Raw genomic sequence first — 23,420 nt, forward strand, 5'->3', positions numbered from 1 at the left:
TCAGGCCTTCACCGCGATGATGAAAAACCGCGGGAAGCGTAACAGCACCCGCCCGTCGGCCATCGGCGGGTAGGCTTTGGCGATGCGGGCGGTATAGTCCGCCTTGAAGGCTTGCCGATGTTCAGGGCCCGCCGCATCGAGATAGGGCCGCAGCCCGGTCGCCTGGACCCATTCGACGATCGCGGGCGCATCGGCGAGCGGGTGGTAATAGACGGTGTGCCAGACATCGACGCGGGCGGATTTCGGCATCAGCCGGTTGAAATAGTCGGCCGGCGGCGGCAGGGCCGGGCGGCGTACCCGGCCGCCTTCGAAGGCAGCCTTCCACGGGCCGTCCGCCCCGGTCTGTCCCATCAGCGTATGGCTCGGCTCCGCGAGGTTGTCCGGCATCTGCACCGCCAGCACGCCGCCGGGCCTCAGGTGGTCCATCAGCCGGGCGAGAACGGAAATATGGTCCGGCACCCACTGGAAGACCGCATTGGCATAAAGCAGGTCGGCCGGCTCTTCCGGCACCCAGCTGTTGAGATCCGCCTTCAGGAAAGTCGTGCCGGGCAGGCGCTTGGCCGCCGCCGTCAGCATGTTGTCGTCGCTGTCCAATCCGATGACGGTGCCTGCCCCGAAACGCTCGGCGATCAGTTCGGTGGAATTGCCCGGGCCGCAGCCAAGGTCGTAGGCGCTGGTCACCGAGGCAAGCGGCACCTGCGCCAGAAGATCGCGCGCCGGGCGTGTCCGCTCGTCCTCGAATTTCACGTATTGCTCCGCCGACCATGCCATGCGCGTCTTCCTCGGGTGTTCGTTTCCATGCAACATGGCACTCCGGCATGCCGGTCTCCATGGTCAAGGATATCAATTTTTGTGATGATCCATTTGATATTATCGCTTGACCTCGGCGGCGGGGCCGGACTTCACTCACCCCGCAATTTTGAAGCGTCCCGCCCTTTCGCATGACCAAGGAGATCGCCATGCCCGTCAACACAGCCCCTCGCACCACCACCTGGACCTTCGTGGATGGCGAATGGCTCGAGGGCAATCCGAAGCTGATCGGCCCGACCTCGCATGCCATGTGGCTCGGCTCCACCGTGTTCGACGGCGCCCGCTGGTTCGACGGCATCGCGCCGGACATCGACCTCCATTGCCAGCGCGTCAACCGTTCCGCGACGAACATGGGCATGAAGCCGGTGATGCAGGCGGAAGAGATCGAGGCGCTCGCCTGGGAAGGCGTCAAGAAGTTCGACGGCAAGACGGCGATCTACATCAAGCCGATGTACTGGTCGGAACACGGCATGCCCTACAGCGTCGTCACCGCCGACCCGGAATCGACCCGTTTCGCGCTCTGCCTGTTCGAGGCTCCGATGCAGACCGCCAAACCCTCGTCGCTCACCGTCTCGCCTTACCGCCGCCCGAACCCGGAAGTGGCGGTGACCGGCGCCAAGACCGGCAGCCTTTATCCCAATAGCGGCCGCATGATCATGGAAGCCCGCAACCGCGGCTTCGACAATGCGCTGGCCCGCGACATGAACGGCAATGTCGCCGAGACCGCCTCCTCGAACATCTTCATGGTCAAGGACGGGGTGATCATGACCCCGATCGCCAACGGCACCTTCCTCGCCGGCATCACCCGCTCGCGCGTCATCGGCCTTCTGCGCCGCGGCGGTTTCGACGTGCGCGAGACGACGCTGACCGTCGAGAACTTCATGGACGCCGACGAGATCTTCACCTCCGGCAACTATTCCAAGATCGTGCCGGTCAACCGTTTCGAGGAACGCCAGCTCCAGGAAGGCCCGGTCGCCCGCAAGGCGCTCGAACTCTACATGGACTGGGCGCGCTCGCCGGGCGACGAGGCCTGAACCTCTGCGTTCCAAATCCGCCGTCTGGTCGCGCACCAGCGCTGCCAGATCCGGCGGGTTATTTCACCGTCAGCTTGTCGGCGGAAATCTCGCCGCCGATCTCCGCCTTGCGGGTCTTCTTGTCGAAGGCGCAGATCGTGCTGATCGTCACCTTGGCGCCGGCCGCCCTGCCGGAGACGACGGCGAGCCCGTAGCTCTGGCTGCCGAACGGATCGACCAGCGCCTTGCCGTCCTCGATCAGCCCCCTGGCGGCGGTGACGCAAGCCTTGGCGACTTCGGCCTGGAAACTGGACCAGGCGTCGTCCGAGGAGGCGTGCGCGACGGTGGCGCTGGATGCAATGACGGCTGCGGCAAGAGCAGAAGTGGTCTTCATCGAACGGGCTCCGAATCGGTGGTCTGGCCCGTTTCCTGTATCTTGAAATTTCAGCAGGTTCTTGACGCGATTGGCTTGATTTTTGGCAAAGTTACCGTTGCCTCTTGGCCCCCGCGCTCCTATGTTCCCGCACGACGCTTTACCTACGGTGTGTGCCGAACAAGGAGTAGACCAATGGCTTTCGAACTTCCCGAACTCCCCTACGATTACGAAGCCCTTTCGCCCTTCATGTCGAAAGAGACGCTCGAATTCCACCACGACAAGCACCACAAGGCTTACGTCGACAACGGCAACAAGCTCGCTGCCGAGGCTGGCCTGGCCGATCTGTCGGTCGAAGACGTCGTCAAGAAGTCCTTCGGCACCAACCAGGGTCTCTTCAACAACGCTGCCCAGCACTATAACCACGTCCATTTCTGGAAGTGGATGAAGAAGGGCGGCGGCGGCAACAAGCTGCCGGGCAAGCTCGAAGCTGCAATCACCTCGGACCTCGGCGGCTACGACAAGTTCAAGGCCGATTTCATCGCTGCCGGCACGACCCAGTTCGGTTCCGGCTGGGCCTGGCTCTCCGTCAAGGACGGCAAGCTCGTCATCTCCAAGACCCCCAACGGCGAAAACCCGCTGGTCCACGGTGCCGACCCGATCCTCGGCGTCGATGTCTGGGAACATTCCTATTACATCGACTACCGCAACTCCCGCCCGAAATACCTCGAAGCCTTCGTCGACAGCCTGATCAACTGGGACTACGTGCTCGAACGCTACGAAGCCGCCACGAAGTAATCGAACGGCTTGATAGGCGATCTTTTCGAGAACACCCGGTGTCGCAAGGCGCCGGGTGTTTTTTGTTCGGTCCATCACTGGAGTTGGGGAATGAGCAGACAGCCGCTAGACACCATCCTTGTCGAACTAGCAGCGCGCGAGCCGATTTTCGACTACCGCGAATCGATCGCCAGCCGCGAGGCGCTGGAAGCCATGACGGAGGAGGACTTCTGGGAGATCGGCGCCAGCGGCCGGGTCTACGAGCGCGGCTTCGTGATCGATAATCTCTTGGAACGCTACCGCCGCCAACCGGAACCGCATGGCTGGCCCTGCCGGGATTTCTCGATCAGCCGCCTCGCCGACGACCTCTACCATCTGTCGTATATCCTGGAAGAGCCGGATCGCCGCAGCCGGCGGTCTACCTTCTGGAGACGCACCCCGACCGGCTGGAAGATCGTCTTTCATCAGGGAACGGTGATTGCGTGAGGAAGAGGGGTAGCATCCTTCGTCACACGCCTGTCACAACCACCGACTACCTCGGCGAAATGCCCCACGAAAAACCTCTCCTCCGCTTTGGCGTGATCGCCGATCCGCAATATGCCGACCTGCCGCCATGGCTGGAGATGGACCGCTATTATGCCAACAGTCTCGACAAGCTGAGCCGGGCGATCGGCGTGCTGAACGGGGAGGATCTTGCCTTCGTGGTGACGCTCGGCGATCTCATCGATCGCGGCTGGGAACACTACGGTCCGGTGCTTGCCGTCTATGACGGCCTGCGCCACGAGAGCGTCCTGATACCGGGCAACCACGATTTCCTGGTTGCGCCGGGGTATCTGGCCGATGTCCATGCGCGGCTCGGCATGCCGGCCGCCTGGCACGATTTTTCCCGTGGCGGTTTCCGCTTCGTGGTGATCGACGGCAACGAGATCAGCCTGTTTTCCACCCCGGAAGGCCACGCGCGCCACATTCTGGCGCGGCAGCGGCTGGAAACATTGCTGGCCGAAGGCGCGATCAACGCCAAGGAATGGAACGGCGGCATCGGCGACGAGCAGTTCGCCTGGCTGGATGGCGTGCTCGAGCGCGCCCGCGCCGCCGGCGAGAAGGTCGTCGTCATGGGCCACTATCCGCTCTACCCGGAAAACGACCACAATCTCTGGAATGCCGATAGGGTGGTTGGCCTGTTCGAGCAGGCGGGCAACGTGATCGCCTATCTGAACGGCCACAACCACGTCGGCAATCTCGGCCGCACCGGGAACACCTGGTATGTCAACTTCAAGGGCATGGTCGACACCGAGACGGAAAACACCTTCGCGGTGGTGGAAATTTTTGCCGACCGAATCGAGATCACCGGCCACGGCCGCGAAGAAAGCCGCACGCTCGCTCTCTAGGTAAAGGGCGTCAGCCACGCGCCGCCCAGGTGAGCCCGCGCCGCAGGATGCTGCGCATATGCGGATGTTCGAACTCGGCCGCCACATGGCCGAGTGCCGAATAGAAGATCCGTCCCTCGCCAAAATGGCGCTTGAAGACGACGGGCATCACCACGTCGCGCACCGCCTCGTCATATTCGCCGGTAAAGGTCGTCGTCGCTAGGATTTCCACCGACGGGTCGTAATGCAGGTAATACTGTTCCGACCTGTAGTCGAAATCCGCAATGTCCCGCATCAGCGGATCGTCGGGGCGGGTGACGTTGACGCGGAAGTCGATGATATTGCCGGGATGCGCCACCCAGGTGACGCCGGACAGATAACGGAAGGCGGCGCTTTCCTTGAAGGAGGTCGCAAGCGCCCCGTGATGGCCGCCGAGCCCCAGCCCGCCGCGCACGGCGGCGACCAGCGCCTGGGCATGTGCCTTTTCCAGCTTTTCGCCGGTAATGATCGGCACCAGCAGATCGGCAGCGGCTATGTTCCCTGAGCCGAATATGCCGAGATCGGCGGTAATCTCGACCGAAAACCCGTCCTCGCGAAGAATGTCGCCGGTAATGCCGGCGCATTCCTCCGGCTCATGGATTTTCGATCCGCCCCAGACGATGATTGCCTTGCGCATTCACCCACTCCCATGCCCTGCTGATTCCCGAGGATGCGCGCGCACCATAGGGGCAAAGCCGCGGCCTGTCAGGCGCGGGCTTCGTCAGCCCGGCATGCCGGTCACATCGGCGGATTGCTCCAGCCCTGAACCCAGAGCTGCCGCAGCGTCTCGCCTTCGCCGCGGAAGAAGCCGTCGGCCAGCTCGCAATGCTCCACCCGGTCGGCGCGAAAATTGCGGATCGCCTGCCGAAGCTCGCACCAGGCGACGATATTGGCCGTCTGCGAATAATAGACCAGCGCCACCGGCCGGATCGTCCGTTCCGTGGCCCGGGCATGTTCGTCGCGGTAGTCGAGCGCCAGTTTCTGCTCGTCGCGGATAGCCCTGCGCACCATGGCAAGGTCGAGCGCATCCGGCACGGGGGCGACCGAGCCCCAGGCATGCAGCGCATTGGCGGAAAACGTGCCGGCAAGCGGCGCCGGCACCACGGCGGCGATCTTGCGGTTCACCTGCTTGGCCGTCTGCCGCAGTTCCGTGTCGCCGGTGCGCTCCAAGAGCGCTAAGGCCAGCACGATCGCCTCCGTCTCCTCGATCGACAGCATCAGCGGCGGCAGCGTGAATCCGGGGCGCAGGATATAACCGATGCCGCGCCCGCCTTCGATCGGCACCCGCATCGCCTGCAGCGCCGCGATATCCCGGTAGATGGAGCGCACGGTCACTTCCAGCTGCACGGCGATCTCCGCCGCCGTCACCGGCTTCCTGGCAAGCCGGAGGATCTGGATGATCTCGAACAGCCGCGAGGCCTTGCGCATGCCGTTTTTCCTTCGTCCCAAACCATTGCTACTGACAATACGCTGTCAGTTGGGCTGCCGTATAGGACCGCATATCCATTTGAAAAACAAGGCTTCGGCATCCGAAGCCGGTTATGCGAGGCTCAGGAAACTGACATGACCTATACCGAAAACCTCTGGCTCTTCTTCACGCTCCTGTTCGGCATCATCGTGGTGCCGGGCATGGACATGATCTTTGTGCTGGCCAATTCGCTGACCCGCGGACGCGCGGCAGGGCTTGCGGCCACCGCCGGCATCATCGCCGGCGGGCTGGTGCATTCCCTCTACGGCGCGGTCGGCGTCGGGCTGCTCGCCAGCCTGATGCCGGTTCTGTTCCGGCCGCTGCTGATCGCAGGGGCGCTCTACATGGCCTGGATCGGGGTAAGCCTGATCCGCAGTTCGATCACCGTCGATCACGTCGGCCCGGCGGACACGCGGTCGAACCGGGAAGCGTTCCGGCGCGGCGCGGTGACCTGCCTCATCAATCCCAAGGCCTATCTCTTCATGCTCGCCGTCTATCCGCAGTTCCTGCGCCCGGATTTCGGGCCGCTCGCCCCGCAGGCGGCGATCATGGCGGTGATGACGGCCGCGACCCAACTGGCGATCTATGGCGGTCTCGCCGTAGCCGCCGGCCACGCGCGAAAATTCCTGGTCGGCAACGGCGGCACAACGATCTGGGTCGGGCGGATCGCGGGCTTCCTTCTGCTTGCGGTTTCGACGCTGACGCTTTGGGAGGGGGTGATGGCGTGAGGGGGCAGGCGGCATGCTCGCGGAGTCATGACAGAAACGTTACTTTTTTCAAACGCATAAGCCGGCAATCATGCGCGCGCAAAACTGCGCCGGCATGACCGGCTCGATGAGGAGAGGAATGGATGAAGTTTAAACTGATTGCCGCTGCCGCTGCCGTACTCTGTCTTGGCTTTACGGCCGTGACCGCGCAGGAAACCCCGATCGCCAAGCGCCAGGCCCTGATGAAGGGTATCGGCGGCGCAGCTGGCGCCTTGGGTGGCATCGCCAAGGGCGAAAAGCCCTATGACCAGGCTGCCGTCCGCACGGCGTTGACCACGATCAGCACCAATATCAAGGCCTTCCCGGATCAGTTCCCGGCAGGCTCCGAGACCGGCGATAAGACCAAGGCGGCGCCGGCCATCTGGGAAAAGAACGCCGAATTCCGGGGCAACGCACAGAAGCTCGGTTCCGATGCGGAGGCCCTTCTGGCTTCCATGCCGGCAGACCAGGCCGCTGTCGGCAAGGCCCTGCAGACGCTCGGCGGTACCTGCAATACCTGCCATCAGAACTTTCGCCTGAAGTGATCGCGGCCCCTGTCCCGGTATAGAGGACGGCCGCAGCTTTCTGCGGCCGTCCTTGCATTGCGGAGTGACGCTGGAGGAGAAAGACGATGACCTCGATATGGTCCAAGATCCTGGTGGCGGGCGTCGTGGTGGTCGCCGCCGGCGCTGCCACGGCGTGGGCGCTGGCCAATCCCGATCCTTATCCGGATTCGCATTGGGCCGATCTCGGCGCGCCGGATCTGGCCAAGGGAGAGCAGCTTTTCTGGGCCGGCGGCTGCGCAAGCTGTCATGCCGCGACCGGTGCGACCGGCGATGCACTCAAGGTTCTCTCCGGGGGCAGGGCGCTGCCGAGCCCGTTCGGCACTTTTCATATTCCCAACATCTCGCCTGACCCCAATGCCGGCATCGGCAACTGGACTTTGGCCGAGTTCGGCAATGCGACCACCCGAGGTGTCGGGCCGAACGGCGAACACCTTTTTCCGTCCTTCCCCTACGGTTCCTATGCGCGGCTCTCGACCAGGGACGTCAACGATCTCTTCGGTTACCTGAAGACCCTGCCGCCGAGCCCCAACGTCGCGCCGCCACACCAACTGCCGTTCCCCTACAATATCCGGCTGGCGGTCGGCGGCTGGAAGTTCCTCTATTTCAGTGACCAGCCGCGGGTGCAGCTCGCATCCGCCGACGACAAGGTCAAGCGCGGCCAGTTCCTGGTCGAGGGACCGGGCCATTGCGGCGAATGCCACACGCCGCGTGACGCGACGGGCGGCTTCCTCCCGGACCGCTGGCTTGCCGGCGGCCCGAACCCGGAAGGCAAGGGGACCATTCCCAACATCACGCCGGGATCGAAGGATATCGGCTCCTGGAGCGAGAGCGACATTGCCGGCTACCTCGAAACCGGCTTCACCCCGGATTTCGACACCGCCGGCGGCTCCATGGTCGAGGTGCAGCAGAACCTCGCGCATCTGCCGAAAAGTGATCTGGAGGCGATTGCGGCCTATCTGAAGGCGGTGCCGGCGCGGTAGAAGCTTTCCCCCTCACCAACAAAATCTAGCACTTAGCTGACGCTAAGATGCTGATTTTGCAACCTCTCCCGCCAAGGGAGAGGTAGACTCGTGGCAGTGCGGCATCTTTATCTCTCCCCTTGCGGAGAGAAAGCGATTTCAACATCTTAGCTTTGGCTAAGTGTTAGAAACCGCAAGTGAGGGGATGTTGTATGGCGCGAGATATCTATCTCAAAATCCTGGCCAAGGCCGCCGGATAGGCCTCGACCGCAGATATTACGCCAGCGCCTGCATGTAGCGCATGCCGGTGACCGGGCGCGGCTTGAAATCCATGTGTTCGTAGAAGCGGTGGGCGGCGAAATTGCCGGTGGCGGCGCTGACCGAAAGATAGTCGCAGCCAGCACTTCTGGCGATTTCGCGGGCGCGGGACACCAGATGCTGGCCGATTCCGTGGCCGCGATGCCCGTCGCGCACGAAGAGATGATGCAGGTCCATGCCGCGCGTGCCTTCCTGCGCCCGGTAGAGCGGCACGAGAATGGCGTAGCCGATCAGGTCCGAACCGGTATCGGCAACCAGAGCGCTGATCCACGGCATCGCGCCGAACAGGTCGCGCTCGAGTTTTTCAGGGGTGATGCCTGCGGGGTCGTTGTGATGCGCGGCGAGCAGCGCGATCATCTCGTTGAGCTCCGGCAGGTCGCGCGATTTCGCGTTGCGGATCGTCACGACCGGCGGACGGGGCAGGGTGATATCGGTATCCTCGATGGTCTGTGGGGTCATTTCCGGCATCCTCTTTCGGTATTCTTGCCGTCAGGTGCCGTTTGAAACAACAAAGCCGCCTGACGGCGGCTTGTTGACATGGTGATCTGTCGAGCCGCCCTTTAAAGGAAGGCCCAAAAATACGAGCAGGCGGTGGTCGTGCGCGTGTTGATCATGACGCCTAGATGCTCCCGATCCCGAACCTTGTCAAGCACCATCCGCGAAACGGTGGCGGCTGCAATGATCGCCTCCGCCATGCCCGAACCGGGGCCGCCAACCGCCTTCCATCTTGCCGATTGCTCGTGATGGGGTATATTACATCAGGCATCACGGGGCCGCCGATGGCCAAAGCGACACTGGTTCAGAAGACGCGTAGCTATCTGCGTGAAGGCGTGTTCGTGGAAATCGTGGTCTGGCGGGTGCCGGCTTCGCTACGCGGAAGCGCTCACAAGTTCAAATACAGCATGGCGCTGGTGGCCGGAGGCGAGTGCGTGTTGCGATATGACAACGAGGCCGGCAAAGGCGATCACAGGCATTTCGGCGCATTGGAAACGGCATATTTTTTCAAAGATATCGACCAGCTTTTGGCCGATTTCACCGCTGATGTGAGAGGATGGCTGCATGACAATGCTTAGAGTGAAGATCGAGACTCTCGAACAGTCCATGAGGTCGGTTTCAGAGGCCGTTAAGGCGGTAGAGGCCGGTGAACATCGGTCTGCAACAAGCGTATTGTCCTTCCCGTCCTGGGAAATGCTTCATCGTGTTCTGGCGCCCAAACGTCTAGAAATTGTGCAAGCGATGACCGGGCAGGGGCCTTTGAGCATTCGCGAGGTTGCCCGCCGGGTGGGCCGGGATTTCAAAGGTGTTTACGGCGACGTGGACATGTTGCTTGTCAGTGGTGTGATCGATAAGGCCGAGGGCGGTGGGATCGTATTTCCCTATGATCGCATCCACTTCGAATTCGACATCGAAGCCGCAGCCTGAAGCCACCGGGCCGGCACCCTCAATGCTCCCCCTCGCACAGCCCGTGGTCCGAAAGCGCCCGGATCACATAACAATCCTCGATCGAATGGCCGTCGCAGTGTGAGATGATCCGTTCGAGTTCGTGTTCCAGCTTTTTCAGCTTTTCGATCTTTTCACGCACGGCGATCAGATGGTCGGCGGCTATCTTGTCGGCATTGGCGCAAGGTAGGTCGGGATGCTGGCTGAGCGCGATCAGTTCGCGGATTGCCGGGATGTCGAGGCCGAGGTCGCGGGCATGGCGGACGAAGGCGAGCCGCTCGAGATCGTGCCTCTCGTAACGCCGCTGGTTGCCCTCAGACCGTTCGGCCGCTTCGATCAGGCCCATCTGCTCGTAATAGCGGATGGTCGGCACCTTGACGCCGGTACGTTTCGAAAGATCGCCGATCGACAGCATGGCTGAAAATTCCTCTTGAAGCTCTAGTTACTGGAGGAATTATCTAGTCGGTCACCGGCAGGAAGACAAGTCGGGCCGGACGAACGACAAGCGGGCCGGAGCAAACGAAGAGGTGACGCCATGAACGGATGCTGCAGCCATTGCCACGCCAGGTGCGACGGAGTTTTACGGGATATCCTTCGATTATTCTGGGCGTTGGTCGCCACGGTGGCCGGCATGTGGCTGATCCTGGCGATGGAGATGTTGCAGCGGTCACGGCCGCAATGGGAGCCCGAACCGCATGGGAACGAGGAATTGTCCGCGATGATCACCGACGAAAATGTCGGCCATCGCCCTGATGCAAACGGCCGCGGTCCTGATTGACAGGGCCGCAGCCGCCCGATGGCTTCCTGAACTCGCAGGACCTTTACAGGGAGAACAGCGGATCGTCCTTGGTGCCGTCCTGCAATGGCCGTTTCTGCGCGTCGCCCTGTGCCAGTGCCGCGGGGTTGCCGCCCATGTCCATCGCGGCTTCCTGCTTCTGGCCGTTGACGCCCATGGCTTCGAGGATCGCCTTGCGGATATCCGCCTCGATCGCCTCGCGGTCTTCTGCCGACATGGCCTTGAGATCGTCCTCGGTAAGATCCTTGTCCTTGAGATACTGTTCGCGGATACGCTCGGCCAAGGTCTTCTTGGCGAGATCCATGAACTCGTCCTCGTATCTGGTCGATGGCGCCTCGCCAAGCCAGGTGTCACCGGCGCCCTGATCGACCTCGACGCCCTGGCTTTCCATGGACCAGAGGCTGTCCGCCAGCTTTGCGCCGAACACCGTATCGCTGCCGGTCATGCCGCCCGGGACGGACTGCCGCGGCGCCGCGTAGTCATTGGCATTGCCCCCCGATGCGTTCTTGTCGCCGCCGTTCTTGCCAAGGATGCCGTAAAGAGATGCATAATAAGGATTGGTGCTTCCAATTGTCGTCATCGCGACTCTCCCCGTGTGAGACCACTAGCGGCTTAGGTCCCGAAACCTGCATGGGGCTTTCGGATTTGACTTGCGTCGGATCGTCGGTAATACCAATATAGGGTACCCCCCTATATTACCTGGAGACGCTGGTGGCGCATACCATTCGGGAAAAGGCAAAGCTCCTGGCGCGGGTTCGCCGGCTGAAGGGGCAGATGGAGGCGGTCGAGCGGGCGCTAGAGGCCGAGGCACCCTGCGGCGAGGTGCTGCAATTGCTCGCCTCGATCCGTGGCGCACTGTCCGGGCTCACCGGTGAAGTCATGGAGGATCATCTGCGCGAGCACGTGCTGCATGCGGATGACGAGAAACAGAGGGCGCAGGCGGTCGATGAACTTGCCGATGCGCTCCGCACCTATATCCGCTGATCGAGACGAAGGAGAAGAGCATGGCCGATCCCATCGAAGCGCTGAAGCACGAGCACGTGTTTCTGGGCGCCGACCACGAGCGCAACGAGCGCAAGGTCTGGCTGGTGATCGCGCTGACCGCGACGATGATGGTGGCGGAGATCATTGCCGGCTCGCTCTTCGGTTCGATGGCACTGACCGCCGACGGCTGGCACATGTCCACCCATGCGGGCGCCATGCTGATCGCGGCGCTCGCCTATCTCTATGCCCGCCGCCAGGCCCGCAATCCGCGTTACACGTTCGGCACCGGCAAGCTCGGCGATCTGGCCGGTTTCGCCAGCGCCATCGTGCTGGCATTGATAGCGCTGCTGATCGCCTGGGAGAGCCTTGTCCGCCTCGCCAACCCGGTGGCGATCGATTTCGACCAGGCGATCCTCGTCGCCGCGGTCGGGCTTGCCGTCAACCTGCTCAGCGCCTGGCTGCTCCGGGAGGATCATCATCATTCCCATGCCGGCGGCCATTCCCATGACGGTGGTCATCATCACGGCCATCACGGGGCCCACGCGCACGGGGCTGCCGCCAAGGACCACAATCTGCGGGCCGCCTACCTGCATGTCCTGGCCGACGCGCTGACCTCGGTCCTGGCGATCGTCGCCCTCATTCTCGGCCGGTCCTATGGCTGGGCCTGGCTGGATCCGGTCATGGGCGTGGTCGGCGGCCTGGTGATCGCCCGCTGGTCCTGGGGGCTGATCCGCGTGACCGCGACGGTCTTGCTGGATGCGCAGCCGGATGACGAGGAACTGGCGGCCAAAATCCGCCGCAGCGTCGAGACGGAGGAGGACAGGATTTCGGACCTGCATGTCTGGCAGGTCGGTCCGGGGCACCATGCGGCGATCGTCGCGCTGGTCACGCCAAAACCCCAGGCGCCGTCCTTCTACAAGGATAAGCTCCGGGGCATCCGGGATCTGTCGCATGTCACGGTGGAAGTCACGCCCGCCAGGATGGGGTAGCCGGAAGCCTTAGAACTCGGCGAATTCCTGATAACGGTTTTCGACCCAGTCCTGCGGGGCGGACCGGACCTGCATGTCGACGTTTGCAGAGCCTGCATCGTCGATTTCCATGACCCAGAGCGCATTGGCAAGCGAAGACGACAGAAGCGTGCTGCTTCCCGTCAAGGCATTGGGGGACCGCTGGGATGCCACAGTTTCACGCTGAGGCGCTTCCTCGACTTTCCGGTCCATCTCTTGTGCCCGGTTGGGATAATAATAGCCGTTGAGGCCGCTATCGATCTTCATGGCGAAACGCCCGCGTTCAAAATGGTTAACAAATGGTTAACGCACGAAGCTTACGCGAGGCTTGCGGCCGATGTTGCGGTTTGACGGCAGGGGCTTGACAAAAATATGACGGCGGACGGCTGTTTCGTGCGTTCCTTATCCGTTCCGGTCGCGGAGAAAACGGTCGAATATCGCCTGCGTCAGCCGCTGGTTCTGCCGGTACCAGCTGTCTTGGGTGTAAAAGACCGGTTCGGCGGGGTCCCAACCGCTGAGGGTAAAGTCGCTCTGGCGGGAGAAGAATGCGGCGAACTCTTCTTCGCTTGCCCAGGTGGCAATGGCCGGTCCCGGGTGAAAGCCATCCTGGATGTCGCAGAGGATGACGCCGGTCTCGGTGCGGATCAGGCCGTGGCCGCAGAAATCGCGGTGGAATTCGTGGATCAGCCCTTCGCCGATCCCGGCCTCCTGCAGCTTTTGCCACACGAGGCGCATCCGCTCGGCCCCGAGCGCCTTATGCGAGAGCCTGTCGCGCACCTCCGCCCGCCGCCGGTCCATTTCCTCCTCGCTCGCATTGATCAGGGGGTAGGGCGGCCAAGCGGGCTGCCTGCTCTTGCGCCGCCGCCAGACGGACCAGCCCGCCACGCCTAAAACGTAGATGATCACGGCGTAGCAGACGATCGGAATGATGATGCCCGCCATCGGTCGCTCAGCCTTCCATGGCGCGGGCGATTTCGGCGAGCTTGCGCACGGTATTGAGGTTGCGCGACGTGCCGGGTTTCAGCGCCGCGAGCTTCAGCTTCGATTTTCCCGAGCCGATCGGATAATGGACATAGATCTCGCGTCCCGCGACGACGGCCTCCTCGCCATCCGGGGCCACCATCGTGTCGAGTGCATCCCTGGCGGGCTTCTCGGCCAGGAAATACACGAGCAGGAAATTCGGCTTGGCATCAGGGAAGGGGACGTTTTCGACGATCGCCTCCAGCTCTCCGGTCGAGCGCACCATCACGCCCGGCTTCCGGCCCAGTTTTTGGCCCAGCGCCTCGTCGAGTTTCTCGGCGACCTTCGCCTCCGCTTCGTCTGACCGGAACAGCACATTGCCGCTCTGGATATAGGTCCTGACGTCCGAGAAGCCGAGGGTTTCGCAGATCGACTTCAGTTCGGCCATCTGGAGTGCGGTGCCGCTGACGTTCACCGCGCGGAGCAGGGCAACGTAAACGGTCATGTCTCACCTCCCAAAGGCCACACTATTTTATGCTCCGGTTCCACCGGACGTGCATTCCGGGCATGAATTGAAGGGCATCGCAGGCCAGAGGGGGGCCTGCACGGTACGCCCTCTCCGCATGCCGCCTTACATCTTCCCCGCCACCTTGATCGCAAACGCATATTCGAAGGCAATCTCCTCCAGCCGCTGGAAGCGTCCCGACTTGCCGCCATGGCCCGCCGCCATATTCGTCTTGAGCAGGTAGGGACCGCCCTCGGGAGACATCTCCCGGAGCTTCGCAACCCACTTGGTCGGCTCCCAATAGGTGACGCGCGGATCGGTGAGGCCGGAGATCGCGAGGATCGGCGGATAGGGTTTCGCCTGGATATTGTCGTAAGGGCTGTAGGCGGCGATCCACTGGTATTCTTCGAGGCTGTCGATCGGGTTGCCCCATTCCGGCCATTCCGGCGGGGTGAGCGGCAGCGTGTCGTCCAGCATGGTGTTCAACACATCGACGAAGGGCACGGCGGCGATGATCCCGGCGAACTTTTCCGGCGCCATGTTGGCGATGCCGCCCATCAGCATGCCGCCGGCCGAACCGCCCTCGGCGATGATGTTCGCGTAGGACGTGAACTTCTCCTGATTCAGATAGTCAGCAGCGGCGATGAAGTCTTTGAATGTGTTCTGCTTCATCTCCATCTTGCCGTTTTCGTACCAGGCGAAACCCTTGTCCTTGCCGCCGCGGATATGGGCGATGGCATAAACGAAGCCGCGATCGGCGAGCGACAGGTTGTTGGTCGAGAACCCGGCCGGGATGGTGATGCCATAAGCGCCATAGCCATAAAGCAGGCAGGGCGCCGAACCGTCGAGCGGCGTATCCTTCCGGTAGAGCAGCGAGACCGGCACCAGCTCGCCGTCATGCGCCGGCGCCATCACCCGGCGGGTGACGTAGTCGTCGGGATTATGGCCGGAGGGCACTTCCTGGGTTTTCAGGAGAACCCGCTCGCGGGTCTTCATGTCGTAGTCGTAGAGCTGGCTCGGCGTCGTCATCGAGGAATAGGAAAAGCGGATGACGTCGCTGTCATATTCGGCGGCACCCTGCAGGCCGAGCGAATAGGCCTCTTCGGCAAAGGCGATCGCGTGTTCCTCGCCGGTCTGCCGGTCGCGGATGATGATCTGCGGCAATCCGTCCTTGCGCTGCAGCCAGAGCAGATAGCGGGCGAACGCCATGTGGCTGATGATCAGCCGGCCAGGCTCGTGGGGCACGACCTCGGTCCAGTTCGCTTTGCCCGGCGCCGTAACCGGCGTCTGCATGATCTTGAAGTCTTTCGCGTCGCCGTCATTGGTGAGGATGTAGAAGACGTCGCCGCCCTCCGTCATCGAATATTCGATGCCTTCCTCGCGTTCCGCGACCAGCGCCGGCTCTGCGGTGAGATCCCTGGTCGACAGCAGCCGGTATTCCGACGTCTCGTGGTCGTGAATGTCGATATAGATGAAGTCGTCGAGCAGCGAACCGCCGACGCCCATGAAGAAGCCCGGATCCTCTTCCTCATAGACCAGCCGGTCTTCCGATTGCGGCTGGCCGACGATGTGGTGGAAGACTTTCGAGGGCCGATGGTTCTCGTCCTGCAGCGTGTAGAAGAAGCTCCGGCCGTCGGGCGCCCAAACCCCGCCGCCGCCGGTATTCTCGATCACGTCGGCAAGATCTTCTCCCGTCGCGAGGTCGCGGATGCGCAGGGTGAAATATTCCGAGCCCTTGTCGTCGTAACCCCAGATGCCGCGGGAATGGTCGGTCGCATGGTCGATGCCGGAAAGGCGGAAATAGTCCTTGCCGACAGCTTCCTTGTCCCCGTCGAGCAGGAGGTGCTTTTCGCCACCGTCGCGCGGGGTGCGGAAATAATGCGGCTGCTCGCCGCCGGTCACGAACAGCGTGCCGTAGGCGAACGGTCCGTCCTTCATCGGCACGGAACTGTCGTCCTCCTTGATGCGGCCGCGCATTTCGGCAAACAGCACCTTCTGGAGCTTGGCCGTATCGCCCATCGCCGCTTCCATATAGGCGTTCTCGGCCTCGAGATGCTTGCGGATCTCCGGATCGAGGATCGTCGGATCCTTGAACATCGCCTGCCAGTTGTCAGCCCGGAACCAGGCATAGTCGTCGGTGCGGGTAATGCCGTGGCGGGTATCGGAAACCGGCTTCCTGGCCGCAACGGGCGCGGCGGGAAGGTTGGCGAAAGGCGATGGGCGGGAGGTGGCCAAGGAAGCACTCCGGATTGGAAAAGAGGAGTGCCAGAGATAGGGGGCGTCCGGGCGCGAGGCAAGCGGGGAAGGAACGAGGAGTTTACTTCTTCCTGGGCTTCTGATTGGGAAGCACGCCGTCACGCCAGCTCTGCCAGAAGACGAAAGCAACGACGAAGGCCAAACCAATCGCCGGCATCAGAAGCAGGATTAGTTGCTCACGTGTCACTTGCTGAGTCCTCGTAAGATCCAACTCCCCGCAAAATGTAATGCTCCCCCGAATAAAAAGCAAACCGCCATGGTTCCGCCGATGGAAACGAGATCCCTCGATACGGCAGCTGGCTCGTACATCGCACGAACGATCGGCGTGAACACGCCGATCAGGATGACGCCGATCCCGATATTGTTGAGAAACGTCGCCCGCAGCTTGATCTGCTCTTTCTTTGCATCCGAGAGCGCACCGTCCGTCATCCAGCCCCAATACTCCCACCCGATCACATCATCCTATTTCCCGTTCTGGTAGGTGGTCAATCGCGTGACCATCTCATAGTTTCCGCCCGTCCGAGTCATATTGGATAGGAAATGACATGATGAAAACCTGGTCACTAGCTGCACTGGCCCTTCTTTCGGCCCTGCCGGCGCATGCACTCGATGCCCGCATCGTCCGGCAGCTCGATGCACTCGCCCCGGACGAACGGCGCGAACAGCGCTGCGATATCGAGGCGATGGATCGCATCAAGCAGGATAACAAGGGCGAGTTCAAACCCGACAAGGTGATTGCCTACACGTTCGGCGATCCGATCGAGGCCGGAAATGCCATCCGCGCACCGGGCGCGGTTTTCCGCAGCGCCGGCGACTGGTACCGGCTCAGATACAAATGCGAGACCGGCGACGAGGGCCTGAAAGTGATGTCCTTCGACTACAAGATCGGCTCGAAGATCCCGCGCGAGGAGTGGGAAAAGTATTACCTCTACGAATGAGGTCATCCCGGCAGGTGCGGCACGGTCTTTCGGTCGGGGAAAAGTTCGTTCAACACCGTCATCATGATGAGGGAAAGCGGCAGGGCGAGCATCGCCCCGACCGCGCCCCACATCCAGGTCCAGAACAGGATGGCGATGAAGACGATGAAGGGGTTGATCTCCCATTGCCGGCCCATGATCGCCGGGAAGATCAGGTTCTCCATGGCAAGATGAACGGTGAAGAAGACAATTGCCGGGATCAGGCCGAGAAACAGAGCGTCGTGGGTGAGGATGCCGGCGATCGCCACCGAAACGGTCATCAGCGTGATGCCGAGGAACGGGATGAAGCTTGAGACGAAGGCGAACAGCCCCCACAGGACCGGCATGGAAAGCCCGCCGAAATAGGCAATCAGCGTCATCACCACGCCAAGCCCCAGATACAGGAGGCTGGCGGTCGCGAAATAATAACCGAGCACCTGGTCGATCGAATTGAGCACCCGGATCGCCATCAGCCGCTGCCGGCGTGTCGGAAAGGCGAGGATGATGGTGCGCCGCAGCCGCACCCGGCCATAGAGGAAGAGCAGCAGCGCCGCAAAGAAGATCATTCCCTGGATGATCGCCGGGGTCAGGTTGGCGGTGACGATGCCGAGAATGTTGCCGGAATTCTCGATCAGCGACTGCATCGACATCGGCCCGGTTTCGAATGTCGCGGGGGACACGTTCAGCCAATGCTGGCTTTCGAGGAACGGCTTGATGCGGTTGATGGTCCGCTCGATGAAGCTCGGGCCTTCCTGGATCAGCGTCGCGACCGGTTCGGCAAGCGAATTGATGATCAGGAACATGACCGCGAAGACCAGCGTCGAGAGGATGAAGGCAATGCCGAAACGGGGCACGCCGGCCTTGCCGAGGCGATCTGCGACGAGACCGAGGATCAGGCCGACGACGATGGCGAGCGTGACGGGGATCAGGATCAGCGACATGTAGTGGACGAGCGAGAAGAATACGATCGCGAAAATGCCGATCACCGCCCATGCCATGGCCACGTCGAGCGCCTCGCGCCCGAGCGGCAGGTTCTCCGCCGCCTCGATATCTTCCGGGCGAAGGATCGCGTCCTTGCGTTGCGCCGACATGTCCGTCAGGTGTTTCTTCAGCTTGCCGTTGCCGTGCGCACTCATGATCGTCATGTCCAGAGGTCCCCGTGATCGCTCTCAACGCGAAAGCGGCGCTCCGGTTCCGGAGCGCCGCTTTCGCGCAAAAACGGGCAGGGCGGTGCTTAGGCGGCGAGCGTCAGGCCTATGCCCCACGGGTCTTTCAGCGACCAGCCTTCTGCGGTTTTGGTCGTGGCAATCTCCTGGGTCTCGAGCGCTGCCAGCGCCCTGTCGAGCGCCGCCTTCTCGTTGAACCGGACCGTGTAGTCCGAGAGCCCCGTCATGTTGCCCTGGCGCGCCTGCGCGCCGCGGCTGTTCCAGATATTGGCGGCGATATGGTGGTGGTAGTCGCCGGTCGCAAAGAAGCTGGCGCCCGGATATCGCGCCATGATCTTCAGGCCGAGCACGTCACGATAGAAGGCGTCGGCCTGCGGGATGTCGCCCACCTGCAGGTGGATGTGGCCGACGGCGGTGCCGTCCGCCATTCCGTCGAAAGCCGTCTTCGGCGCGCTGTTGTAGAGTTCCTGCAGGTTCAGGCGTTCGGTCGCCATGGCGACCGTGCCGTCCGGCTGGTAGCTCCACTCCTGCGGCGTGCGGTCGCGATAGATCTCGATGCCGTTGCCCTCGGGGTCGGAGAGATAGATCGCCTCGCTGACGAGGTGGTCGGACGCGCCGTCCAGCCTGATGTTGTTGTGAGCCGCATGCGCAAGCCAATGGGCGAGTTCCTGCCGGTCGGGGACCAGGAAGGCGGTGTGGAACAGGCCGGCGGCATTGCGCGGCGCGCGGGTAACGTTGTGGCCGGTCGTCAGCGTCAGCAGCGGCTGGCCGTTGACGCCCAGCACTTCGCCGCTCGGGCTCTTTTCGAGAACCTTGAGGCCGATGATGTTCTGGTAGAAGCCGGACACCAGCGGCAGGTCAGTGACGACCAGATGCGCACCGCGGACATAGGCCGGGCGGCTCAGGGCGAAGGGTAACGTGACATCGGACATATCGAAAATCCTCATCTGGCGTGGGCGTTCGAAACGCCCTGTTGCCATCTATATGGTCCATGCCCGTCGTTCACGATAGAGTGCAGAATGGCGATTGATTGTCTCTAAATTGTAGACGATCGAAAGCCGCTTGACCTTGGTCAAGGCGGTTCGGCACATGCGGAGCTACAATAAACAAAACGCATGAAGGAGATCGCATGTACAAGAAGATCATCGTCGCGGTGGATGTCTCCGCCCTGGAAAAGGGCGAGCGCATCCTGCTCACCGCATCGAACCTGCTCGACAGGGACGGCACGGTCCTGATCGTCAACGTGGTCGAGGACATGCCCGCTTATCTCGTCTCCGACCTGACCGTCGATCTGATCGTCGCAGCCCGTCAGGATGCCGAACGGCAGCTCGTCGAACTTCGCCGGAAGGCCGGCATCGAGGCCGATATCGAGATCCGCCAGGGCTCCCCGGCCCGCGAAATCCTGGCAGCCTCGGAAGAGCAGGGCGCCGATCTCATCATCGTCGCCTCGCATATTCCCGACCTGTCGAACTATCTGATCGGCGCCACCGCCGACCGCGTCGTGCGCCACGCCACCTGTTCGGTCCTCATCGACCGCTGAAAAGGAACGGATCCATGGATACCGCAAGATATGACGGCATTCTGAGGGCGAGGAAGGCGGAGCTGGAAAACCGCCTGAACCGCATCGAACAGGATTTCGTCACGCCCCGCAATCCGGACGACGACGACCGCGCCGTCGAACGCAACAATGACGAGGTGCTGGAGGAGCTCGGCGAAACCGGCGAGCGGGAGCTTGCGGCGATCGATGCGGCACTGGGCCGCATCGCTGCGGGCACGTTCGGCATCTGCACCCGCTGCGGCCAGCCGATCGCCGAGAAACGCCTGGATGTCGTGCCCCACACGCCGCTTTGCCAGACCTGCGCCAGCGAAGTATCTGGCGAAGTTTAAAGCGGGAAACGGAATGTGAATCCTCCCGCTCTTGCCTTCCGTCCTTGTCATGCTCATTCTTGGGGTGAGGGAGATGGAAAGGTCGGATGAGCGAGTTCTTCAACTTCGGGCGGAAATACGATTTTCACGAGATCGTCGCGGATGGCATCATCCACGGCATCGGTATCGTGTTCGCGCTGGTCGGCGCCACCGCGCTGATCTTCTACGCCACCGTCTGGTCGAGCCACGGCGAGATTGCCGCCGCCTGGATCTACGGCCTCGGCCTGATCATCTGCCTGTCGATCTCGTTCACCTACAATATCTGGCCGCACTCGCGCACCAAATGGGTGCTGCGGCGGCTCGATCACTCGGCGATCTTCATCCTGATAGCGGCGACCTATACGCCCTTCCTGCAGCGCGGGGCGCACGACCCTTGGATCTTCGCCATGCTCCTGGCGATCTGGGCGACCGCCATCTTCGGCATCACGCTGAAATGCCTGTTTCCCGGTCGTTACGACAAGCTGACGATCCTGCTCTATCTCGCCATGGGCTGGAGCGGCGTGATGGTGGCCGGATCCATCTCGCAATACCTGCCCGCCGTCACCATCTGGCTGATCGTCATCGGCGGACTGATCTATTCGCTCGGCGTGATCTTCCACGTCTGGGAGCGGCTGCGTTTCCAGAACGCCATCTGGCACGGTTTCGTGGTCGCCGCCGCCGCCGTCCACTACGGCGCGGTGATGACCTGCTTCAGCCTCTCCGGCGGTTCTTGACCCTTGCCTGCCAGGGGGCTACCTGGCGCAGCCGACCGGTTTCAGGCTGGCGACCATGCGCTTGACGATCGCGTCATAGGCCTTGAGGTCTCGGCTGCGGTATTCGAGCATCACGAAGGCCGCCGCCTCGTTGCAGAGCTGCACGCCGCGCACATATAGAACACGATTCCCCTTGGCCCCCGAATAGCTCGTCCAATCCACCTCGACTCGCGAATAGGAAATCTGCCAGCCGTCGTCCATCGCCTGGACGATGCGGTTCGAGGCTTCGCCTTCGAAGGCGGTGTCGATAAGGTTGGTGCCGAAGACGAGGATACGGTCGCCATTGGCACCGGTGAATGTCCGCCCGTCGTCATTGTCCGGCGCCCGTCCCATCTTGAAGCCGGGCGGCACCTCGACGCGATAACCGAATCGGGCATTGCTGTAGCTCCGCCATTCGGCGGCGGACATTGCGGGCACGGCGATCAGCCATGCCATGACCATCAGCAAATACCGCATTCCGCCCCTCCCGCATTCGCCCCCGCGAGGCTATCAGAAGAGACGCATGCCAACAATCTGGACTCGCCGGCCTGGCGTCTGCTATAGTAGACGAAATAGCATCATGATGGACGATACGACATGACCGAACCCCTTGTCCGCGACGCCGCCGAAACCGATCTCCCTGTCATCATGGAGATCTACAACGACGCGGTCGCCAACACGACGGCGATCTGGAACGAGGTCTTGGTCGATCTCCAGAACCGCAAGGAATGGTTTTCAGCCCGCAAGGCGCGCGGCTTTCCGGTTCTGGTGGCGGATGTCGGCGGCGCAGTCGCGGGATATGCCTCCTATGGCGACTGGCGCGCCTTCGACGGTTTCCGCCACACGGTCGAGCACTCCGTCTACGTCCATCGCGATTTCCGCGGCGGCGGCATTGGCCGGCTGCTGATGCAGGAACTGATCACCCGCGCTGCCTCGAACGGCATCCACGTCATGGTCGCCTGCATCGAGGCGGGAAATTCAGCCTCGATCGGCCTCCACGAAAAACTCGGTTTCCGCACAGCCGGCACGTTTTCCGAAGTCGGCACCAAGTTCGGCCGCTGGCTGGACCTGACCTGCATGGAGCTGAAGGTTACGGGGTGAGGTGGCGCGGTGTTGCTGCCTATGGTGGTTTTGGCATCGGAGGATCAGCCCATCGATGATGACGATCCGCTCGAAGCCTGGCTCGACCGCGCAGGGTCACCGGAAGGGAGAGCGAAGCGTTTGGCGGCGCTGGACGCCGCGCTTGCTCGCGGTCTTGCCGATGCCGAGGCAGGTCGTGTTAAGCCGGCTGAAGAAGTCCTCGCCTATTTCGAAGCCAAATACCGGAAGCTGTCGGAAGAACGCGCCAAGAGCGGCCGGTCGGAAATGGACTGACTAGCTCCGCTGCAGCGCCAGGTGCGCGCCGAGCCCGACCAGCAATGCGCCGCCCGCCCGCTGCATCAGCCTTTGCGCCCCGCTGGAGCGCTTCAGCCGGGTGATCACCGCGCCGGCCAGCAGCACGCAGACGATATCGGCCGACGAGAACATCAGGTTGACGATCGTCCCGAGGATGACGAACTGCAGCCAGATGGGGAAGGCCGCGGACGCGTCGATGAACTGCGGCAGGAAGGCGAGGAAGAAGATCGCCGTCTTCGGGTTCAGTACTTCCACCGTGATGCTTTCGAAAAACGCCCGCCGGCCGGATTTCTGGGCGATCTCCGGAAGCTCGACATCGCCCGCCGCCCTGGCGCGGAAGAGCGAGATGCCGAGCCAGACGAGATAGGCCGCCCCCGCCAGCTTCACCGCCAGGTAGAGCATCGGCACCGCGTGGAAGAGCACCGAAAGCCCCGCCGCGGCGGCAAACACATGCGCATACCCGCCGATATGGATGCCGAGCGATGCCATCAACCCCGACCATCGCCCGCGCGCCAGCGTCTGGGCCGCGGCATAGAGCATGGCCGGGCCGGGAATATAGGCAAACACCACCGTGGTGGCGAGAAAGGCGATAAACAGCTCGGTCGAGGGCATGCGCGGCTCCGTCAATGGGCAACCATCAATGCAGGAGCTTTCATCCGCCTGCAAGCGGTGAATAGCTCGAATTCGTTAACTCTGAGAGCGGCGGCAGTAACGGTTGTTGTGGTCTTTTGCCAAAAGCAGGAGTAGTATCCCGCCGCCCGTGGAATTCAAGAACCAAAGGGCAGGTCCTGAGGATGAACACGGGTCGGTGTCGGCTTTTGCCCTGTTGAGGAGGCGGCCATGCATGCCATGACCCCGGTAA

The 23,420-nt window shown here is 62.3% G+C and carries 34 protein-coding genes; 17 read left to right on the plus strand and 17 right to left on the minus strand.

The window, feature by feature from the left end:
• Window positions 1-771 (minus strand): trans-aconitate 2-methyltransferase, encoded by a 771-nt coding sequence (gene tam / locus ACSQ8R_RS03130; RefSeq protein WP_436252048.1) that lies wholly within the window; start codon window positions 769-771, stop codon window positions 1-3.
• Between the two features lie 188 nt (window positions 772-959).
• Between tam and ACSQ8R_RS03135 the strand changes: the two genes are divergently transcribed.
• Window positions 960-1,844 carry a branched-chain amino acid aminotransferase gene (locus tag ACSQ8R_RS03135; RefSeq protein ID WP_436252049.1) on the plus strand — a complete coding sequence of 295 codons (885 nt, stop codon included), beginning with the start codon at window positions 960-962 and terminating at the stop codon, window positions 1,842-1,844.
• A 58-nt stretch (window positions 1,845-1,902) separates the two neighbouring features.
• Here ACSQ8R_RS03135 and ACSQ8R_RS03140 read toward each other — a convergent pair whose 3' ends face one another.
• Window positions 1,903-2,217 carry a hypothetical protein gene (locus ACSQ8R_RS03140; protein ID WP_436252050.1) on the minus strand — a complete coding sequence of 105 codons (315 nt, stop codon included), beginning with the start codon at window positions 2,215-2,217 and terminating at the stop codon, window positions 1,903-1,905.
• A gap of 174 nt (window positions 2,218-2,391) precedes the next feature.
• On the opposite strand from ACSQ8R_RS03140, the gene ACSQ8R_RS03145 reads away from it, so the two are divergent.
• From ACSQ8R_RS03145 to ACSQ8R_RS03155, 3 genes are all read left to right on the plus strand, one after another.
• A complete protein-coding gene (locus ACSQ8R_RS03145; protein WP_436252051.1) occupies window positions 2,392-2,994 on the plus strand; it encodes a superoxide dismutase in 603 nt (200 codons plus the stop codon).
• A 90-nt stretch (window positions 2,995-3,084) separates the two neighbouring features.
• Window positions 3,085-3,459 (plus strand): DUF4440 domain-containing protein, encoded by a 375-nt coding sequence (locus ACSQ8R_RS03150; RefSeq protein ID WP_436252052.1) that lies wholly within the window; start codon window positions 3,085-3,087, stop codon window positions 3,457-3,459.
• 59 nt (window positions 3,460-3,518) lie between these two features.
• The gene (locus ACSQ8R_RS03155) at window positions 3,519-4,361 is read left to right on the plus strand and encodes a metallophosphoesterase (protein WP_436255359.1); all 843 of its coding nucleotides are present in this window, start codon (window positions 3,519-3,521) and stop codon (window positions 4,359-4,361) included.
• A 10-nt stretch (window positions 4,362-4,371) separates the two neighbouring features.
• Here ACSQ8R_RS03155 and ACSQ8R_RS03160 read toward each other — a convergent pair whose 3' ends face one another.
• Window positions 4,372-5,016 carry a ThuA domain-containing protein gene (locus ACSQ8R_RS03160; protein WP_436252053.1) on the minus strand — a complete coding sequence of 215 codons (645 nt, stop codon included), beginning with the start codon at window positions 5,014-5,016 and terminating at the stop codon, window positions 4,372-4,374.
• A 101-nt stretch (window positions 5,017-5,117) separates the two neighbouring features.
• A complete protein-coding gene (locus ACSQ8R_RS03165) occupies window positions 5,118-5,807 on the minus strand; it encodes a helix-turn-helix transcriptional regulator (protein ID WP_436252054.1) in 690 nt (229 codons plus the stop codon).
• Between the two features lie 135 nt (window positions 5,808-5,942).
• On the opposite strand from ACSQ8R_RS03165, the gene ACSQ8R_RS03170 reads away from it, so the two are divergent.
• From ACSQ8R_RS03170 to ACSQ8R_RS03180, 3 genes are all read left to right on the plus strand, one after another.
• Window positions 5,943-6,575 (plus strand): LysE family translocator, encoded by a 633-nt coding sequence (locus ACSQ8R_RS03170; RefSeq protein WP_436252055.1) that lies wholly within the window; start codon window positions 5,943-5,945, stop codon window positions 6,573-6,575.
• Between the two features lie 122 nt (window positions 6,576-6,697).
• Entirely contained in the window at window positions 6,698-7,138 is a 441-nt protein-coding gene (locus ACSQ8R_RS03175) for a c-type cytochrome (protein WP_436252056.1), read from the plus strand.
• 86 nt (window positions 7,139-7,224) lie between these two features.
• Complete coding sequence (locus ACSQ8R_RS03180) at window positions 7,225-8,139, plus strand: c-type cytochrome (protein ID WP_436252057.1); 915 nt, start codon at window positions 7,225-7,227, stop codon at window positions 8,137-8,139.
• Between the two features lie 255 nt (window positions 8,140-8,394).
• Here ACSQ8R_RS03180 and ACSQ8R_RS03185 read toward each other — a convergent pair whose 3' ends face one another.
• A complete protein-coding gene (locus tag ACSQ8R_RS03185) occupies window positions 8,395-8,895 on the minus strand; it encodes an N-acetyltransferase family protein (protein ID WP_436252058.1) in 501 nt (166 codons plus the stop codon).
• 320 nt (window positions 8,896-9,215) lie between these two features.
• On the opposite strand from ACSQ8R_RS03185, the gene ACSQ8R_RS03190 reads away from it, so the two are divergent.
• Together ACSQ8R_RS03190 and ACSQ8R_RS03195 are read left to right on the plus strand one after the other, a co-directional pair.
• The gene (locus tag ACSQ8R_RS03190; RefSeq protein WP_046642123.1) at window positions 9,216-9,509 is read left to right on the plus strand and encodes a toxin-antitoxin system TumE family protein; all 294 of its coding nucleotides are present in this window, start codon (window positions 9,216-9,218) and stop codon (window positions 9,507-9,509) included.
• Window positions 9,496-9,858, plus strand: a complete 363-nt coding sequence (locus tag ACSQ8R_RS03195) for an HVO_A0114 family putative DNA-binding protein (RefSeq protein ID WP_436252059.1) — start codon at window positions 9,496-9,498, stop codon at window positions 9,856-9,858. The genes ACSQ8R_RS03190 and ACSQ8R_RS03195 overlap by 14 nt, the downstream gene beginning before the upstream one ends.
• A gap of 19 nt (window positions 9,859-9,877) precedes the next feature.
• Here the strand turns inward: ACSQ8R_RS03195 and ACSQ8R_RS03200 are convergent, their stop codons facing one another.
• Together ACSQ8R_RS03200 and ACSQ8R_RS03205 are read right to left on the minus strand one after the other, a co-directional pair.
• On the minus strand, window positions 9,878-10,291 hold the full coding sequence (locus ACSQ8R_RS03200; protein ID WP_436252060.1) for a MerR family transcriptional regulator: 414 nt from the start codon (window positions 10,289-10,291) through the stop codon (window positions 9,878-9,880).
• Window positions 10,292-10,697: 406 nt separating this feature from the next.
• Window positions 10,698-11,252 (minus strand): hypothetical protein, encoded by a 555-nt coding sequence (locus ACSQ8R_RS03205; protein WP_436252061.1) that lies wholly within the window; start codon window positions 11,250-11,252, stop codon window positions 10,698-10,700.
• A 131-nt stretch (window positions 11,253-11,383) separates the two neighbouring features.
• On the opposite strand from ACSQ8R_RS03205, the gene dmeR reads away from it, so the two are divergent.
• Together dmeR and dmeF are read left to right on the plus strand one after the other, a co-directional pair.
• Entirely contained in the window at window positions 11,384-11,656 is a 273-nt protein-coding gene (gene dmeR / locus ACSQ8R_RS03210; protein ID WP_210011079.1) for a Ni(II)/Co(II)-sensing transcriptional repressor DmeR, read from the plus strand.
• Window positions 11,657-11,676: 20 nt separating this feature from the next.
• Complete coding sequence (dmeF, locus tag ACSQ8R_RS03215) at window positions 11,677-12,645, plus strand: CDF family Co(II)/Ni(II) efflux transporter DmeF (protein WP_436252062.1); 969 nt, start codon at window positions 11,677-11,679, stop codon at window positions 12,643-12,645.
• 9 nt (window positions 12,646-12,654) lie between these two features.
• Here dmeF and ACSQ8R_RS03220 read toward each other — a convergent pair whose 3' ends face one another.
• The 6 genes from ACSQ8R_RS03220 to ACSQ8R_RS03245 all read right to left on the minus strand — a co-directional run bounded on the left by ACSQ8R_RS03220 (window position 12,655) and on the right by ACSQ8R_RS03245 (window position 16,813).
• Window positions 12,655-12,930 carry a hypothetical protein gene (locus tag ACSQ8R_RS03220; RefSeq protein ID WP_210011081.1) on the minus strand — a complete coding sequence of 92 codons (276 nt, stop codon included), beginning with the start codon at window positions 12,928-12,930 and terminating at the stop codon, window positions 12,655-12,657.
• A gap of 135 nt (window positions 12,931-13,065) precedes the next feature.
• Window positions 13,066-13,605 carry a hypothetical protein gene (locus ACSQ8R_RS03225; protein ID WP_436252063.1) on the minus strand — a complete coding sequence of 180 codons (540 nt, stop codon included), beginning with the start codon at window positions 13,603-13,605 and terminating at the stop codon, window positions 13,066-13,068.
• A gap of 7 nt (window positions 13,606-13,612) precedes the next feature.
• On the minus strand, window positions 13,613-14,128 hold the full coding sequence (locus ACSQ8R_RS03230) for a DUF1697 domain-containing protein (protein ID WP_436252064.1): 516 nt from the start codon (window positions 14,126-14,128) through the stop codon (window positions 13,613-13,615).
• Window positions 14,129-14,254: 126 nt separating this feature from the next.
• Complete coding sequence (locus tag ACSQ8R_RS03235) at window positions 14,255-16,363, minus strand: S9 family peptidase (protein ID WP_436252065.1); 2,109 nt, start codon at window positions 16,361-16,363, stop codon at window positions 14,255-14,257.
• A gap of 82 nt (window positions 16,364-16,445) precedes the next feature.
• Window positions 16,446-16,571, minus strand: a complete 126-nt coding sequence (locus ACSQ8R_RS03240) for a hypothetical protein (protein ID WP_436252066.1) — start codon at window positions 16,569-16,571, stop codon at window positions 16,446-16,448.
• Window positions 16,568-16,813, minus strand: coding sequence for a hypothetical protein (locus ACSQ8R_RS03245; protein ID WP_436252067.1), 246 nt, complete (start codon window positions 16,811-16,813; stop codon window positions 16,568-16,570). The genes ACSQ8R_RS03240 and ACSQ8R_RS03245 overlap by 4 nt, the downstream gene beginning before the upstream one ends.
• A gap of 116 nt (window positions 16,814-16,929) precedes the next feature.
• On the opposite strand from ACSQ8R_RS03245, the gene ACSQ8R_RS03250 reads away from it, so the two are divergent.
• On the plus strand, window positions 16,930-17,322 hold the full coding sequence (locus ACSQ8R_RS03250; protein ID WP_436252068.1) for a DUF930 domain-containing protein: 393 nt from the start codon (window positions 16,930-16,932) through the stop codon (window positions 17,320-17,322).
• Window positions 17,323-17,324: 2 nt separating this feature from the next.
• Here ACSQ8R_RS03250 and ACSQ8R_RS03255 read toward each other — a convergent pair whose 3' ends face one another.
• Together ACSQ8R_RS03255 and ACSQ8R_RS03260 are read right to left on the minus strand one after the other, a co-directional pair.
• Window positions 17,325-18,431 (minus strand): AI-2E family transporter, encoded by a 1,107-nt coding sequence (locus ACSQ8R_RS03255; protein ID WP_436255360.1) that lies wholly within the window; start codon window positions 18,429-18,431, stop codon window positions 17,325-17,327.
• A gap of 143 nt (window positions 18,432-18,574) precedes the next feature.
• Window positions 18,575-19,438: a VOC family protein gene (locus tag ACSQ8R_RS03260; protein WP_436252069.1), complete on the minus strand. Its 864-nt coding sequence runs from the start codon at window positions 19,436-19,438 to the stop codon at window positions 18,575-18,577.
• A 197-nt stretch (window positions 19,439-19,635) separates the two neighbouring features.
• Here ACSQ8R_RS03260 and ACSQ8R_RS03265 point away from each other — a divergent pair, with 197 nt between their 5' ends.
• The 3 genes from ACSQ8R_RS03265 to trhA all read left to right on the plus strand — a co-directional run bounded on the left by ACSQ8R_RS03265 (window position 19,636) and on the right by trhA (window position 21,145).
• Window positions 19,636-20,046, plus strand: a complete 411-nt coding sequence (locus ACSQ8R_RS03265; RefSeq protein WP_436252070.1) for a universal stress protein — start codon at window positions 19,636-19,638, stop codon at window positions 20,044-20,046.
• Between the two features lie 14 nt (window positions 20,047-20,060).
• Window positions 20,061-20,393: a TraR/DksA family transcriptional regulator gene (locus ACSQ8R_RS03270; RefSeq protein WP_436252071.1), complete on the plus strand. Its 333-nt coding sequence runs from the start codon at window positions 20,061-20,063 to the stop codon at window positions 20,391-20,393.
• An 86-nt stretch (window positions 20,394-20,479) separates the two neighbouring features.
• A complete protein-coding gene (gene trhA, locus ACSQ8R_RS03275) occupies window positions 20,480-21,145 on the plus strand; it encodes a PAQR family membrane homeostasis protein TrhA (RefSeq protein WP_436252072.1) in 666 nt (221 codons plus the stop codon).
• An 18-nt stretch (window positions 21,146-21,163) separates the two neighbouring features.
• On the opposite strand, the gene ACSQ8R_RS03280 is transcribed toward trhA, so the two are convergent.
• Entirely contained in the window at window positions 21,164-21,640 is a 477-nt protein-coding gene (locus ACSQ8R_RS03280; protein WP_436252073.1) for a hypothetical protein, read from the minus strand.
• Between the two features lie 120 nt (window positions 21,641-21,760).
• Between ACSQ8R_RS03280 and ACSQ8R_RS03285 the strand changes: the two genes are divergently transcribed.
• Together ACSQ8R_RS03285 and ACSQ8R_RS03290 are read left to right on the plus strand one after the other, a co-directional pair.
• A complete protein-coding gene (locus tag ACSQ8R_RS03285; RefSeq protein WP_436252074.1) occupies window positions 21,761-22,264 on the plus strand; it encodes an N-acetyltransferase family protein in 504 nt (167 codons plus the stop codon).
• 9 nt (window positions 22,265-22,273) lie between these two features.
• Complete coding sequence (locus ACSQ8R_RS03290; protein WP_436252075.1) at window positions 22,274-22,537, plus strand: hypothetical protein; 264 nt, start codon at window positions 22,274-22,276, stop codon at window positions 22,535-22,537.
• On the opposite strand, the gene ACSQ8R_RS03295 is transcribed toward ACSQ8R_RS03290, so the two are convergent.
• On the minus strand, window positions 22,538-23,170 hold the full coding sequence (locus ACSQ8R_RS03295; RefSeq protein ID WP_436252076.1) for a LysE family translocator: 633 nt from the start codon (window positions 23,168-23,170) through the stop codon (window positions 22,538-22,540).
• Window positions 23,171-23,420: the final 250 nt, after the last annotated feature.

The organism is Neorhizobium sp. LjRoot104 (genome assembly GCF_964253725.1).
GTDB lineage: Bacteria > Pseudomonadota > Alphaproteobacteria > Rhizobiales > Rhizobiaceae > Neorhizobium.